This window comes from Streptomyces corchorusii (assembly GCF_001514055.1).
In the GTDB taxonomy this organism is placed as follows: Bacteria; Actinomycetota; Actinomycetes; order Streptomycetales; family Streptomycetaceae; genus Streptomyces; species Streptomyces olivaceoviridis.
The window spans coordinates 44,267-58,464 of record NZ_KQ948378.1 but is presented as its reverse complement, the minus strand read 5'-3'; the positions used below and the strand labels follow the sequence as shown (position 1 = coordinate 58,464).

The following is a 14,198-nucleotide window of genomic DNA, read 5'->3' as shown; positions in this document are numbered from 1 at the left end:
CTCCAGGAGCGCCCGCCCGCTCCTCGTCCAGGCCGCGGAGACGTTCGAACGGCTCGGCGCGCCCACCTGGGCCGAACGGGCACGGGCGGAACTCAGGGCGTCGGGACTTGCCACCCGCGTGACCTCCGCCCAGCTCGCCGAGCTGACCTGGCAGGAACGTCAGATCGCCGATCTCGCCGCCGGCGGCCTGACCAACAAGGAGATCGGCCAGCGGATGCACCTGTCGCCGCGCACGGTCAGCTCCCACCTCTACCGGGTCTTCCCCAAACTCGGGATCACCTCCCGCGCCGCCCTGCGCGACGCCCTGGCCAAGCTGGAGGAGGGCAGCTGAGATGAGGAAGTGTGCGACCGGGCGAGGGCCGTGGGTGCCGTCTCAGTCGAATGACTCAAACCCCCGGGTTCCGGGCCGCCGACGAGGTGGGGGGCGGACGGGGCCGCACGGGCTCGCCACCTGCGCCGCCGTGGCGGGGCCCCGGGCATTCGTGGGAGGCACGTCGTACGCCCGGCCCCGTCACCGCATCGGACCGTCATGTGACTGATGTGTCCGGATTCGCGACAGACGAGAGTATGTGCCGCCGGTCCGGCCGCGGAAGGGAGGAGGTCTCCCACTCCTTCCCGACCACCGGGAACATCCCCGCGTCACCTGTTTGACAGGTGACGGAGCGTGTGCGAGGGTCATCGCGCCAGCAGTCGCAGTGATCCCGTACCGCCGATGCGAGCGAAGGTTCCCCGGGCACGGACGGGTCATCGAACACGCACGACGGAGGGTTTCAGATGATCAACAGGCGTACTTTCAGCAAGGCCGCCGGCCTGGGCGCCGGCGCAGCCGCCATCTCCCTGTCCGGCCTCCAGAACCAGGCGTCCGCCGCCACCTCGCACCGCACGAGCGGCGGCCCCGTCCCCACCGTGCCCACCATCACCCCCGGCACGCACACCACGTTCCCCACGCTGAAGCAGGTCAAGGCGGGCGTCCTCGACATCGGCTACGCCGAGGCCGGCCCCGCCCACGGCCCGGTGGTCATCCTCCTGCACGGCTGGCCCTACGACATCCACAGCTACGTCGACGTCGCCCCGCTCCTCGCCGACCTGGGCTACCGCGTCATCGTTCCCTACCTGCGCGGTCACGGCAGCACCCGCTTCCTGTCCAGCCGCACCCCGCGCAACGCCGAGCAGTCCGCCATCGCCCTCGACATCATCGCCCTGATGGACGCGCTCAAGATCCACCGCGCGGTCTTCGCCGGCTTCGACTGGGGTTCGCGCACCGCCGACATCATCGCCGCCCTGTGGCCCGAGCGCGTCAAGGCCCTGGTGTCCACCAGCGGTTACGTCATCACCAACGTCAAGTCGCAGCTGACGCCCGCCGCCCCGGCCGTCGAGCACAACTGGTGGTACCAGTGGTACTTCGCCACCGACCGCGGCAAGCAGGCCATGGAGAACCCCGAGGAGCGCGTCGCGCTCTGCCGCTACGTGTGGACCCTCGTCTCCCCCAACTGGAACTTCTCCGACGCCACCTTCGACCGCACCGCCCAGGCCTTCCTCAACCCCGACTACGCCGCCATCGTGCTCTACAACTACCGCTGGCGCATCGGCCTCATCGAGGGCGAACCCCGCTACGACCGCTACGAGAAGCTGCTCGCCGCCCAGCCCCCCATCCACGTCCCCACCATCACCCTCGACCCGGCCCTGGACCCCTTCACCCCGCCCGGCGACGGCACCGCCTACCGCGGCCACTTCACGGGCAAGTACGAGCACCGGACCATCGCGAACATCGGCCACAACCTGCCGCAGGAGGCGCCCACCACCTTCGCCCAGGCAGTCGTCGACGCCGACCACCTCTGAGCCCCGCGCCGGCCACCGGCCCGGTAACCCGCACCCCCCACCGGTCACTCCCAGGAGGAGTCACAGATGAGCGAAGTCCAGTGGAACCGTCTGACCGCCGCGCAGATACGTGCCCTCGCCGCCCAGGACGCGGTCGTGCTGCTGCCCGTGGGGGCCACCGAGCAGCACGGGCCTCATCTGCCCACCGGCGTGGACGACTTCCTGGCCGCGGAGGTGTGCCGGAGGGCGGCGCTGCTGGCGTCCGAGCACACCGGTGTGGTGGTGACGCCCTCGATCCCGACGGGGCTGTCGGAGCACCACATGGCGTTCGGCGGCACCCTCACACTCTCCCTGCCCACCCTGCACGCGCTGCTGCGTGACATCTGCCGTTCCGTGATCCGGGCGGGTTTCTCCCGCATCCTGATCGTCAACGGGCACGGCGGGAACATGACGGCCCTCAACGCCCTCACGACCGAACTGACCGCCGAGTTGTCGACGCCGATCGCGTTCGCCAGTTACTTCGGCGCCGGACGGGAGGTGGTGCGGGACACCCTGGAGACCCAGGACGGTCTCATGCACGCGTGTGAGGGGGAGACGTCCATGATGATGGCCGCCTACCCCGAGCTGATCCACGGCGAACACCTGGCCGAGGCGCACGGACCGCACATCACCCTGCCCGCGGAGTCCACCGAGCCGGTGTACATGGCCGTGTCCTTCGACCGGATCACGAAGTCCGGGGTCGCGGGTGACGCCCGGGTGGCGAGCCCGCAAAAGGGGGAGACGATGCTCTCCGGCTGCGCGAGGGCCCTGGCGGACATCATCCTGCGGGATCCCTGGGCGCGGTAGAGCACCGCGGACGGACCAGCGCGAACGGCGCGGCGCGGGTCGGCGCGGACGGCGTGACGAACCGGGTACGGCGTCCCCGTCGCGCCTGCCGAACCGCTCGGGCCGGTGACACATGTGCGCCTGGCCACGGGTATGCGGCCGGGTGGGGCAATGCCCTGCCCGGCCGTTCTGCGTTCAGGCCCGCCGCACCTGGCCAATCGCCCGATCCGGGCGGGCCACACAACGTCGTCACCGGCTTGACAGGTGACGACGGGCATGACAGATTCATCACCAGTCAGGGCGGTGACGCAACCGGCGAAGCCGGACCGCCCATTACCGGAACACCTGAAAGGGGTCAGTCGTGGTGAGCATCAAGGGTGGGCGCAAGCGAGCGGTGACGGGTGTGGTCTCGACGCTCACGGCGGGTCTCGCGCTCGGCGCGTTCGCCCTCAGCGGCACCGCCAACGGAGCGACCGAGACCGCCGAGGCCGCCGGAGCCGGCAAGCACGTCAAGCCGACCATCGTCCTGGAACACGGCGCCTTCGCCGACGGCTCCAGCTGGAACGGCGTCATCGCGGACCTGCGCGCCGACGGCTACCCCGTCGTGGCCGCCGCCAACCCGCTGCGCGGCCCCGCCTCCGACGCCGCGGCCCTGCGCACCGTCCTCGACCACGTCAAGGGCCCGAAGATCCTCGTCGGCCACTCCTACGGCGGCAACGTCATCAGCGAGGCCGCCACCGACGATCCCGAGGTCAAGGCCCTCGTCTACGTGGCCGCCTTCCTCCCGGCGCCCGGGGAGAGCGCCCTGGAGCTGACCAACAAGTACCCGGGCTCCACCCTCCCCGACGCCCTGGACCCCGTCACCTACAAGCAGGCCGACGGCACCACCGCCACCGACCTGTACATCCAGCAGGACAAGTTCCGCCACCAGTTCGCCGCCGACGTCCCCGCCGGCCAGGCCGCCCTCATGGCCGCCGAACAGCGCCCCATCGCGCAGGCCGCCCTGGAGGAGAAGGCCACCAGCGCCGCCTGGAAGACCAAGCCCAGCTGGGACATCGTCACCACCCAGGACCTCAACATCCCCGCCGCCGTCCAGCGCTTCATGGCCAAGCGTGCCCACGCCCACACCACCGAGGTGGCCGCCTCGCACTCCGTCGCCGTCTCCCACCCGCACCTCGTCGCCGACGTGATCGAGCGGGCCGCCCGCGCCACCGTCCGCTGACCCCCGCGGCGCCGGACCGCCCGGACGGGTCCCCCCAGCCCGGTACCGCCAGGAACGGCGGTACCGGGCACGGCCGCATCCGGCACCCGCGTGTCCGGCCCACTCCGTGAGAATGGATGACATGAATCCACATCCCGACTCCCGTCGGCTGGGGGACTTTCTCAGGGCCCGTCGGGCGCAGCTGACGCCGCAGGAGTGCGGCCTGCCCGAGACGGACTCCGCCCGCAGGGTCGCCGGGCTGCGCCGCGAGGAGGTCGCCCGGCTCGCCGCGATCAGCGTGGACTACTACACCCGCCTCGAACAGGGCCGCGTCCGTGCCTCCGCCCCCGTCCTCGCCACCCTGGTCCGCGCCCTGCGCCTCGACGACGACCAGCAGAAATACCTCTACGAACTCGCCGGCCGCAACGACGACCGGCCGCGCCGGCGCCGGCCCGCCCAACCCGTACGGCCGCCCATGCGCCGCTTGCTGGACCAGCTCACCCACACCCCCGCGCTCGTCCTCGGCAAACGCCTGGACATCCTGGCCTGGAACTCCGCCGCCACGGCCCTCTACACCGACTTCGCCGCTCTCCCGCCGGCCCGCCGCAACTACATCCGCCTGCTGTTCACCGACCCGGCCATCCGAGCCATGCACCGGGACTGGAACCACGACGCCCGCGACGCGGTGGCCGCCCTGCGCATGGAGGCCGCGGCCGACCCCGACGACCCCGAACTCACCCGCCTGGTCCGCGAACTGTCCGCCCAGGACCCCGACTTCCGCACCTGGTGGGCCGAGCACCGCGTCATCACCGCCGGCTACGGCACCAAGCACTACCGGCACCCCCTGGTCGGCGACCTCACCCTCGACTGCGACACCTGGGCCAGCCCCGACGGCTCCGGGCAACGCCTGATGGCACTGACCGCCGAACCCGGCAGCCCCTCCCACGACGCCCTGCGCATCCTCACCTCCTGGACCACGGCGCAGACGGACCCGAACCCGGCGCGGGACAGGACTTCCTAGGCCCGACCGCGTCCCCGGACCGGTGAACCCGCGTGCCGTCCCCTCTCGTGCTCGTAGCGGAAGTGTGAGAAGGGGGGACACGTGCTCGCGTACGACATCCGGGGCAGCGGGCCCGGTCTGGTACTCCTGCACGGCATCGGGAACACCGCGGCCGAGACCTGGGGAACCCTGGTGGACAGCCTCGCCGCCACGCACACCGTCGTGCTAGCCGACCTCCCGGGGTCGGGGCGCAGCCCGCTGCCCGGCGGCCCGCTGGCGGCCGACACCGTGGCGGACCAGGTGGTGGAAACGGCCCTGGGGGCCGGGCTGAGCGACTTCGTGATCGCGGGGGCCTCGCTGGGCGCGGCCGTGGCCGTCAAGGCCGCCGCCCGCCATCCCGGCCGGGTCCGCGGACTGTTCACGCTCGCCGGCTTCGCCCGGCCCCGCACCACGCTGTGGCTCAATCTGGAGCTGTGGGCGTCGCTGCACGCCCGTCGCGACGAGGGGCTGAGCGCCCTGCTGACCTCGCTGTCCTTCTCCGAGGAGTACCTGACCCTCCTCACCCCGCAGCGCGTCCGGCAGCTCACCGCCGCATTCGCGGGGTCCGCCCCCGGCACCGCCGAGCAGATCGCCTTCGCCTTGGGCATCGACGTCCGTGGCGACCTCCGCGCGGTCACCGCCCCCGCCCTGGTGGTGGCGAGCCCGGGCGACCGGATGGTGGCCCCGGAGCACTCGCTGGAACTGGCGGAAGGCATACCCGGCGCACGGCTGGCCGCGGTCGGGGGCGGACACGCGGCGGCCATCGAGGAGCCGGGACGGACCCTGGAGATCCTCACCGGCTTCCTCCGCGACATCTGACGCCGGAACGGGTCACGGACGCGCGGAACGTGTGAAATCCGCGCCGGCGGCTGAAGCACACGTGTGCGGTCGCGGCGGGTATGGCAGCGCCGCCCCGAGGTCGCGGTCATCGGCTACGGCAGCCAGGGCCGCGCCCGCGCCCTGTCACCGCGTGACTTCGGGTGGGGACGTGCGTACCGGTCCGCACGAAGAGACGTAAGCCTCACCGTACGGCCCGCCGGCCGCCGGCCGTCAGTCGGCCAGACGGTCCAGGACCACCGTCGCGAGGCGGAGCGCGGCGTGCAGCTCCGTCACCTCGGCGACGGTGGGACGGACGACGCCCGACCACTCACCGCGCAGGCCGGGCCAGACCGCGAGCAGGACCTGGGTCCCCGCGAGGCCCAGCTGCGCCGTGACGTCCGTCCGGTCCTCGCCCGCGGGCGTCCAGGACAGCAGGACACGGCCCTGCGGGACCCGGGAGGGTGCGTCCAGGGGCATCCAGGTGGCCATGAGCCTGCCGTCCACCGGCGTCACGATCGCGCCCCGGACGTCGGCCGGCATGGGCTCGCGCGTCACCGTGGACAGTTCGACGGTCCGTCGGGGCTCCGAGTCCCGCACCAGGGTGAGGAGGGGCCCGCCCGCGCGGACTCTCCTGGACCGCCGGCCGGACGCCGACGGCCTGACCGGTGCGTGATCACAGCAGGGCCGGCCGCACCTGTGGTACCTCGTCATGTTCTCTCCCCCTTCGAGCCCGGTGTGTGTTTCACGGCATTCAGTCTCGCGCGGGCGGAGTGCCGGACACATCCGTCATCTGACTGTGCGGGACACCGGTCGCCCCGGCCGGGTGGGAGTCTCGTCGCCGGCGCCATCAGGGCCGGTCGCCCGCGGGGGCGCCCTGTGCCACCCGCTCCAGCAGGCGCGCGCCGGCGGACAGCGCGGGTTCGGCGTCCGGCGCCGGCTGCGCGGTCACCGTACACAGCTGGGCGAGGAGCCGGGCCAGCCGGCCGCCACCGGCGTACGGCAGGGCGACGCTGCCCTCCCAGAGGGTCTCGCGCAGCCGGGCCGGGGTGAACTGCCCGTCCCCGGCGCAGACCACGAGCAGGCGGGACGCCAGGGTCCGTTCCAGCGCCGCCGGGGCCCACCTGCCCTCGTCGAGGTCCTCGGCAAGGGCGGCGGTCAGCTCGCCGAGCCGCTCCACCGCCGACGTGTGCCGCCGCAGGGCGGTGACGGGAGCGACTGCGTCATGGGACATGGGTATCGATGGCCTTCTGCTCGGTGCGGGAGGTGTGTGTACTGCACGCCGGACGGCGCGCCCGCGCGGGTGGTCCGCCCGTCGGGACGACGGCCGCGGAGTGTAGATTTCCCCCCAGGATATGTGTCTCGCAGGTGTGCGTGGCACCGGCTCGACGAGTGCCGGGCTCTCACCACTGGAGTGTCGAGGTACCCCAGCCATGTGTGCGGCACGTCAACACGCTGCCCAGCGGGCGCGGCCCGAGCCCGCCCGACGGCATCACCACGGAGAAAAGACCGGAGCATCGATGAGATCGGACGCACGCTCCAACCGGCTGCGCATCCTCGAAGCGGCGGCGGAGGCGCTCGCCGCGCCCGGCGACACCTCCTTGAAGTCCATCGCGCGCAGAGCGGGCGTGGGCCAGGGGACGCTCTACCGCCACTTCCCGACCCGCGAGTCCCTGATGCTCCAGGTGTACGGGGCGGAGGTGGACGAGCTGGTCACCGCTGTGCCCGCGCTCCTGACGACCCTGAGCCCGCCGCACGCGCTGCGGGTGTGGCTGGAACGCCTGCTGAGCCTCGGGCAGGGCACACCCGAGTTCTCGGAGGCGATGCGGGGGGCCACCGCCGCGATGACCGAGCAGTGCCGTGAGCCGTACCGTCCGCTGCTGGAGGCCCTGACGGCGCTGGTGCGCGCCAACGAGGCCGCCGGAACCATCCTGCCCGGAACGACGGCCGACGACGTGCTCGTGCTGCTGGGCCCCCTGTGGCACGTCGGCCCTCAGGACGAGGAGCACACCCGGGCCGCACGACTGTTCGACGTGCTCATCCGGGGGCTGTGCCCTTCGTCCGCCGTGCGGGACGCCACGGACCCCGGCGAGACCCGGCGCGGGGCGTGAACCTCCCCGGGGACCGTCGACAACATGGTGCTCGGCCTGTGCACCGTCCTGCTGTACTACCTGGTCACCGCTCACCTGGTGCGCGACGCCCGGCCACGGCGACGCGGGGGCCTGCTCGCGCTCGGTGCCCTGTTCACGGCCGGCGCGTACCTGTACGCCCTGAGCCTCGGCGACCACGAGGTCACCAACTACCTGCACGGGCGGTTCTGCTCCGAGAGCCTGCCCCCGATCTGCCGTGTCGTCGCCCTCAACGACGACGTGTTCTCCGACGCCGTCTTCCTCGCCGGGTTCACGTTGCTGAACACCACGGTCATGCTCGCCCAGTTCCTCTTCCCGACCGACCGTGCGCCGCGCGCCTGGGACAACGTCCTGATCACCGTGAACGCCCTGTTCATCGGCGCGGGCATCACCGCCAACGTGGCCTTCGAGAAGGCCGCCGGCCGCGGTGCGCTCAGTACAGTTCCTCGCCCGGGAAGAGGGTGAGCAGCCGCGCGGTCTCCACGTACACCCACACCAGGGTCAGCGTGAGCCCGAACACGGCCGGCCAGGACTGGTCACGGGACGCGCCGTACGTGATGCCGTTCTCGACCTGCCGGAAGTGCAGGGGCAGGAAGGACACCCCGAGGGCGACGCCCACGACACCCATGACGATGCCGAGGCCGAGGGGGCGCAGGCCCAGACCGTCCGCGCCCATGAGGGGCAGGAGGATCCAGTCCGCCAGGCCGAGGAGGCCCAGTGCGAGCAGCGCGGCGCCGGCGACACCGTAGAGCCGGCGGTTCACCCGCATCCAGTGCAGTGCGCGGGCGAGGAGGAGCGCTGCGGAGGCCGCCATCGTGCCGAGCACGGTCTGCACGAAGAGGCCCGGTGACAGGTGGCTGGAGGCCGTCGTCGAGAACACGCCGAGGAACACGCCCTGGAGCGCCGCGAACGCCAGGGCCGGGGACGCGGACGGCGGGTTCCTGCGGCGCTGGACCACCACCAGCGCCGCGGCGAGCAGTCCGGCACCGGCGGCGACGCCGTACGACGCGGCCGCACCGAGCGCGGCGAGCGGCAGCAGGGTCCACGACAGCACGGCGGTGAGGGCCGTGACCGCGAGCGCCGCCGCCGCACGGGGCAGGACGCCGTCCATCGTCAGCAGGTCGCCGACCAGGACCGGCAGCGGGGCGGCCTCGTCGGCGTCGGCCCGCTCCCAGTCGTTGCCGGCCCTGATGCGGTCTCTTACGACGGCGATCCCGGCCCGCGGGTCGCGGGCCGCCGTCTTCTGTCCGCCCCGCCGTCCGAACTGCGGGCGGGAGAGTATCGGGTTGCTGCTCGTCAGCGAAATCCGCTGTTCGACCGGTGTCACGCCAGGTCCTCTTCTCCGTGTCGGACGTACCGCTCCCGGCGGTCGTGTGTGATCCCGGATGCCGACGGGCTCGCCGGAGCGTCGGCCTGTTCCAGCCTGGCGCACGGGACAAACCGCGCGCATCAGTCACTTGACGGTGGAAGGCGTCCGAGTCGGCCCGGTGGCGCGGGCACCCTCGACGACGGACACGGCAGCTGAATACGTGTACCGCCTATGGAACACACGTCCCGACCGGTAGGCATGAGCGGTTCCCGTCTCCCGGCGTCCGGACGTGGCTCCGGTGCGGCGATACATGTGTTTACGGAGCACTGATCTGTATCAGTGATACCGTCTGTCGCGGATCGTTGATTCAGCCAGAACGGAACCAGCATGTCTTCACTCGAACCCGCCTATGACGTCGTCATCGTCGGCGGCGGAACGGCCGGCTGCGTGCTCGCCGCACGTCTGACCCAGGACCCCGACCGCCAGGTGCTGTTGCTGGAGGCCGGCCCGGCCAGGCTTCCGGACGCGGTGGCCCATCCCCCGGCCTGGCCCTCGCTCGCCGCCTCGGAGGCCGGCTGGGGCGACACGACCGTGGTCCAGGAGGTCTCCGGTGCCCCCGTGCCGCTGCCGCGGGGCCGGGGCCTGGGCGGTTCCTCCGCCATCAACGCCATGGTCTTCGCCCGCGGCCACCGCACCGGTTACGACAGCTGGAGCGACCACGGCGCCAAGGGCTGGAGCTTCGACGACCTGCTCCCCTACTTCCAGCGCAGCGAGACCGCCCTCGGCGCCGCCCCCGGCCGCGGCACCTCCGGCCCGCTCACCGTGGCGCCGGCCCAGCGGCTCAACGAGGTCCTGCTGGCCTGCCTCGAAGGCGCCGTCGAAATCGGACACCGCCGCGCCCGCGACATCAGCGGCGGCCTGGAGGAGGGCTTCGCCCCCGTCGACCTCAACATCGTCGACGGACGCCGGCAGAGCGCGGCCGACGCCTACCTCACCCCGGCGCTGGACCGCCCCAACCTCCGGGTGCTCACCGGGGCCGCGGCGCACCGGCTGCTCTTCGACGGACACCGCTGCGTCGGAGTGGAGTACGGCGCGGACGGACGCACCCACACCGTGCGGGCGACCGGAGAGGTGGTGCTGACGGCGGGGAGCATCGGGTCGGCGCTGATCCTCCAGCGCTCCGGCATCGGTGCGGAGGACGATCTGCGGCAGGCCGGGGTCGAGGTCTTCCACGCGCTGCCCGGCGTGGGGCACAACCTGCACGACCACCCGCGGGCCAACCTCGTCTACCGGACCCAGCGGCCGGTGCCCACGGCACTCAACAACCACGGCGAGATCCTGGGGCTGCTGCGCAGCACTCCCGACGCCGAGGGTCCCGACGTGCAGATCATCTTCATCGACATACCGGTGCCCAACCCGGTCGCCCCGGTGCGGAACGGCTTCACCATCGGCATCTCGCCGATGCGGCCGGCGAGTCGCGGCACCGTGCGGATCACCTCGGCGGATCCGTACGCGCCGCCGGCGATCGACCCCCGCTACTTCACCGAGGAGGCGGACGTCCGGGCGGTGCTGTCGGGCATCAGGACGGCACGCGGGATCGCCTGGTCCTCCGCGCTCGCCGAGTGGGGGATCGAGGAGGTCAGTCCGGGGCTCGCCGCGGTGGACGAGGAGTCCATCGCCGACCACGCCCGCAAGTACTTCAGCTCGTACTGCCACCCCGTGGGCACCTGCATGATGGGCGAGGACGACGAGGCCGTCGTCGACTCCTCGCTGCGCGTGCACGGGCTGGACGGCCTGCGTGTCGCCGACGCCTCCGTCATGCCGTCCATCCCCTCGAACAACACCAACGCCACCGTGTACGCGATCGCCGAGCGCGCCGCCGACCTGCTGCGCCGCTCCTGACCCCGTGGGGCGGCGCACGCCGGGAACGGGAGGGCCCGCACCCCTTCCGGCCAGCGCGTCACCCCGCGCCCGTCGCCCAAGGCCCCACCGGCTCCCGCTATTACGCCGTAATAGGTGCAGCTCCGCCGGGGAGCCGACCCCGCCCCGGCCGCGAGGTGAGCGGCGGACGGCAGCGCGAAGGGAATGGCCGATTATGGACGTCCTTTGGACTCCAGTGATTGCATGGGCCGCACGGAGCCGGGTGCAGGCACAGCCAGGTCGGCACGGAACACTGGACCTCCGTACGACGGCCGTTGGAGGCAGCCCGATGAATGACCTGGACCCGACCGTCTGCCCAGCCTCGACACGGCTGGTCGGACGCGAGGCGGACCTCTCGTTCATCCAGTCCTTCTTCGCCAACTCCCAGGTCCAGGGAGCGGCTCTGCTGCTCTCGGGCGAGGCCGGGGTGGGCAAGAGCGCCGTGCTCGACGCGGTGGCGACGGGCGCCGTGCACAACGGCGTCCGTGTGCTGCGCGCGGCCGGCGTGCAGTTCGAGGCGGACATCAGTTACGCGGGCCTCAACCAGCTCCTCGTCCCCCTCTTCGACTACTTGGACGTCCTGGACAACCCGCACCGCGACGCCCTGCGGGTCGCCGTCGGCATCGGCAGCGGACCGGTTCCCGACCGCCTCCTGACCTCGACCGCGGTACTGCTGCTGTTGCGGCTGATCTCCGCCGAGACACCGCTGCTGATCGTCGTGGACGACCTGCCGTGGCTGGACCGGGCGACCAACGCCGTCCTCGGTTTCGTGGCCCGGCGGCTCGTCGGCAGCAGCATCGGCTTCCTCGCGGCCTCCCGTGAGGGCTCCGACAGCTTCTTCGAGTCGAGCGGCTTGACCGAGCACCGGCTCAAGCCACTGGACGACGCCTCGTCGGCCGAGCTCCTCGCCCTCGCCCACCCCGACATATCCCCCGCGGTACGGCGCCGCATCGCCGCCGAGGCACGCGGCAACCCGCTGGCGCTGGTGGAGCTGCCGGTGGCGCTCTCCACCGAGCAGCGCGCGACCCTGGCGGCGGTGCCCACCGTGCTGCCCCTGACCGACCGCCTGCAAAGCATGTTCGCCTCGCGGGTGGCCGCGCTGCCCGACCGCAGCCGGGAACTGCTGCTGATCGCCGCCCTCGACGGCACCGGCGACCTGGCCGCGATCGAGGCCGCCGCGGCCGGCCGGGCCGGCGTCGACGACCTCGTCCCCGCCGAACGCGACCGGCTGGTGGCGATCTCGGCGGACAACCGGCGGCTGACCTTCCGGCACCCGCTGATCGGCTCCGCGGTGGTGGAGCTGGCGACCGCCTCGGAACGCAGACGAGCCCATCGGGCGCTCGCCGACGTGCTCGGCGAGCAACTGGAGCGCCGCGCCTGGCACCTGGGCGAGGCGGCCGTGGGCCCGGACGAGACCGTCGCGGCCCTGCTGGAGGAGGCCGCGCGCCGCCGGCTGCGGCGCGGGGACGCCCTCGGCGCGGTGACGGCGCTGACCCGGGCCGCCGGGCTGAGCCCCACGGCGGCCGACGAGAGCCGGCGGCTGGCCGAGGCGGCCTACGTCGGCGTGGACTCCAGCGGTGAACTGGAGGACGCCTCGCGGCTGCTCGCCGGGGCCCGGCTCGTCCATCCCGGCACCGGGCAGCAATCGCTGCACGCGGCGGCCGCGTCCGCGTTCCTGCTGATCAACCGGGACGGTGACATCGACACCGCGTACCGGCTGCTGGTCGGGGCGATCGAGTCCGGGGACCACGGCTGGGACGCCTCCGACGACGCCCTGATCGAGGCCCTGCACCTCCTGGTGCTGCTGTGCTGGTACGGCGGTGCCCCCGAGCTGTGGCAGCCGCTGTTCACCTTCATGGACCGGCTGACCCCCGAACCGCCCGAGCTGCTCCGGGTCATCTCCCAGACCTTCGGCGACCCTGCACGCACCGGTCCCCCGGCTCTGCCCCGCCTGGCGGAGCTGATCGCCACCGTCGGGGACGACCCCACCCGCGTGGTGCGCGTCGGCACCGCGTCGGTCTTCCCCGACCGGCTCGGGGACTTCCGGTGGGCGACGCGCCGGCTGATCGAGCAGGGCCGCGCCGGCACCGCGCCCGTGCGCCGGCACCTGGGCGCGCTGATGCACCTGGGCCTGGACTACTACCACCTGGGCCGCTGGGACGACGCCGCGCACCTGGCCGCCGAGGGGCTCACCCTGTGCACCAACCACGACTACCGCTTCTTCGCGTGGTACTTCCACTACATCCAGGCCGTCGTGGCCGCGGCGCAGGGCGACGCGGAGACCGCCGCGGCGCTGACGGAGGAGATCGTCCGGTGGGCGACGCCCCGCGGCGCCCACGGCGCCCGGTACTTCGCCTGCCACGCCAGGGCGCTGGCCGCCCTCGGCAACGGCGACTACGAGACCGCCTACCAGCACGCCTGCGCGCTCAGCCCGCCCGGGACCGTGGCCCCCTACGTGCCGATCGCCATGTGGGGCACGATGGACCTGGTCGAGGCTGCCGTACGCACCGGCCGGGAGGAGGAGGCCGCCGCCCACGCGGCGGCGATGCGCGCGTCCTCGATGGCCGGGCTGTCGCCCCGGCTGGAGCTGCTGGTCCTGGCCTGCGAGGCGCTGACCGCCCCGGGTGAGGAGTCCGTCGCCCTGTTCGAGCGGGCGCTGTCCCTGCCGGGGCCGGAGCGCTGGCCCTTCGACGCCGCACGGGTGCGGCTCTTCCACGGCGAACGCCTCAGGCGCCTGCGTGCCACCGTGGAGGCCAGGGAACAGCTGACCCAGGCGCTGGAGGTCTTCCAGCGCCTGGGCGCCAAGCCCTGGGTGGCCCGTACGGCGGCCGAGCTGCGCGCGAGCGGCCTGTCCGCGCCGACCGCCACCAGGCCGGGGCCCGTGACGCTGACCGCGCAGGAACTACAGATCGCCACGCTCGCGGCGACGGGACTGACCAACAAACAGATCGCGGAGCGGCTGTTCCTGTCCCACCGGACGATCGGCACGCACCTCTACCAGATCTATCCCAAGCTGGGCATCACCTCGCGGGCCGCGCTGAGGGACGCGCTGTCCGATCTCGACCTCGACCGGGAGGACTGACGTCCGCCGCCGAAGGCCGACGACGGGCCGTCCGCTCAGTCATTTGACGTATGCCGGTC

General features: G+C 72.7%; 13 protein-coding genes. 10 read left to right on the top strand and 3 right to left on the bottom strand.

Annotated elements, in window-relative coordinates; genetic code table 11:
- The 6 genes from AQJ11_RS51945 to AQJ11_RS42250 all read left to right on the top strand — a co-directional run.
- Window positions 1–331, top strand: a 331-nt coding sequence (locus AQJ11_RS51945) for a helix-turn-helix transcriptional regulator (RefSeq protein ID WP_244218641.1), incomplete at its 5' end; no start/stop codon positions are given.
- A 443-nt stretch (window positions 332–774) separates the two neighbouring features.
- Window positions 775–1,839, top strand: a complete 1,065-nt coding sequence (locus AQJ11_RS42270; protein ID WP_014669050.1) for an alpha/beta fold hydrolase — start codon at window positions 775–777, stop codon at window positions 1,837–1,839.
- 66 nt (window positions 1,840–1,905) lie between these two features.
- Window positions 1,906–2,664, top strand: a complete 759-nt coding sequence (locus tag AQJ11_RS42265) for a creatininase family protein (protein ID WP_014669049.1) — start codon at window positions 1,906–1,908, stop codon at window positions 2,662–2,664.
- Between the two features lie 340 nt (window positions 2,665–3,004).
- Window positions 3,005–3,865, top strand: a complete 861-nt coding sequence (locus tag AQJ11_RS42260; protein ID WP_208616752.1) for an alpha/beta fold hydrolase — start codon at window positions 3,005–3,007, stop codon at window positions 3,863–3,865.
- Between the two features lie 121 nt (window positions 3,866–3,986).
- Complete coding sequence (locus tag AQJ11_RS42255) at window positions 3,987–4,865, top strand: helix-turn-helix domain-containing protein (RefSeq protein ID WP_059267000.1); 879 nt, start codon at window positions 3,987–3,989, stop codon at window positions 4,863–4,865.
- Between the two features lie 81 nt (window positions 4,866–4,946).
- On the top strand, window positions 4,947–5,702 hold the full coding sequence (locus tag AQJ11_RS42250) for an alpha/beta fold hydrolase (protein ID WP_059266999.1): 756 nt from the start codon (window positions 4,947–4,949) through the stop codon (window positions 5,700–5,702).
- Window positions 5,703–5,933: 231 nt separating this feature from the next.
- On the opposite strand, the gene AQJ11_RS42245 is transcribed toward AQJ11_RS42250, so the two are convergent.
- Window positions 5,934–6,299 carry a hypothetical protein gene (locus tag AQJ11_RS42245; RefSeq protein WP_341846321.1) on the bottom strand — a complete coding sequence of 122 codons (366 nt, stop codon included), beginning with the start codon at window positions 6,297–6,299 and terminating at the stop codon, window positions 5,934–5,936.
- 250 nt (window positions 6,300–6,549) lie between these two features.
- On the bottom strand, window positions 6,550–6,933 hold the full coding sequence (locus AQJ11_RS42240) for a hypothetical protein (protein ID WP_059266998.1): 384 nt from the start codon (window positions 6,931–6,933) through the stop codon (window positions 6,550–6,552).
- Between the two features lie 286 nt (window positions 6,934–7,219).
- Here AQJ11_RS42240 and AQJ11_RS42235 point away from each other — a divergent pair, with 286 nt between their 5' ends.
- Window positions 7,220–7,810: a TetR/AcrR family transcriptional regulator gene (locus tag AQJ11_RS42235; protein ID WP_059266997.1), complete on the top strand. Its 591-nt coding sequence runs from the start codon at window positions 7,220–7,222 to the stop codon at window positions 7,808–7,810.
- A gap of 24 nt (window positions 7,811–7,834) precedes the next feature.
- Window positions 7,835–8,293, top strand: coding sequence for a hypothetical protein (locus AQJ11_RS51940; protein WP_244218640.1), 459 nt, complete (start codon window positions 7,835–7,837; stop codon window positions 8,291–8,293).
- On the opposite strand, the gene AQJ11_RS42220 is transcribed toward AQJ11_RS51940, so the two are convergent.
- On the bottom strand, window positions 8,262–9,155 hold the full coding sequence (locus AQJ11_RS42220; RefSeq protein WP_059266996.1) for a Bax inhibitor-1/YccA family membrane protein: 894 nt from the start codon (window positions 9,153–9,155) through the stop codon (window positions 8,262–8,264). The genes AQJ11_RS51940 and AQJ11_RS42220 overlap by 32 nt on opposite strands.
- Window positions 9,156–9,524: 369 nt before the next feature.
- On the opposite strand from AQJ11_RS42220, the gene AQJ11_RS42215 reads away from it, so the two are divergent.
- The gene (locus AQJ11_RS42215) at window positions 9,525–11,039 is read left to right on the top strand and encodes a GMC family oxidoreductase (protein ID WP_059266995.1); all 1,515 of its coding nucleotides are present in this window, start codon (window positions 9,525–9,527) and stop codon (window positions 11,037–11,039) included.
- A 307-nt stretch (window positions 11,040–11,346) separates the two neighbouring features.
- Window positions 11,347–14,139, top strand: a complete 2,793-nt coding sequence (locus AQJ11_RS42210; RefSeq protein ID WP_059266994.1) for a helix-turn-helix transcriptional regulator — start codon at window positions 11,347–11,349, stop codon at window positions 14,137–14,139.
- Window positions 14,140–14,198 lie beyond the last annotated feature (59 nt).

Bases quoted from the DNA above. Each gene is read 5' to 3' on its own strand.
- AQJ11_RS42270 (WP_014669050.1), top strand. From the start codon at position 775: ATGATCAACAGGCGTACTTTCAGCAAGGCCGCCGGCCTGGGCGCCGGC.
- AQJ11_RS42265 (WP_014669049.1), top strand. From the start codon at position 1,906: ATGAGCGAAGTCCAGTGGAACCGTCTGACCGCCGCGCAGATACGTGCC.
- AQJ11_RS42255 (WP_059267000.1), top strand. From the start codon at position 3,987: ATGAATCCACATCCCGACTCCCGTCGGCTGGGGGACTTTCTCAGGGCC.
- AQJ11_RS42240 (WP_059266998.1), bottom strand. From the start codon at position 6,933: ATGTCCCATGACGCAGTCGCTCCCGTCACCGCCCTGCGGCGGCACACG.
- AQJ11_RS42235 (WP_059266997.1), top strand. From the start codon at position 7,220: ATGAGATCGGACGCACGCTCCAACCGGCTGCGCATCCTCGAAGCGGCG.
- AQJ11_RS51940 (WP_244218640.1), top strand. From the start codon at position 7,835: ATGGTGCTCGGCCTGTGCACCGTCCTGCTGTACTACCTGGTCACCGCT.
- AQJ11_RS42215 (WP_059266995.1), top strand. From the start codon at position 9,525: ATGTCTTCACTCGAACCCGCCTATGACGTCGTCATCGTCGGCGGCGGA.
- AQJ11_RS42210 (WP_059266994.1), top strand. From the start codon at position 11,347: ATGAATGACCTGGACCCGACCGTCTGCCCAGCCTCGACACGGCTGGTC.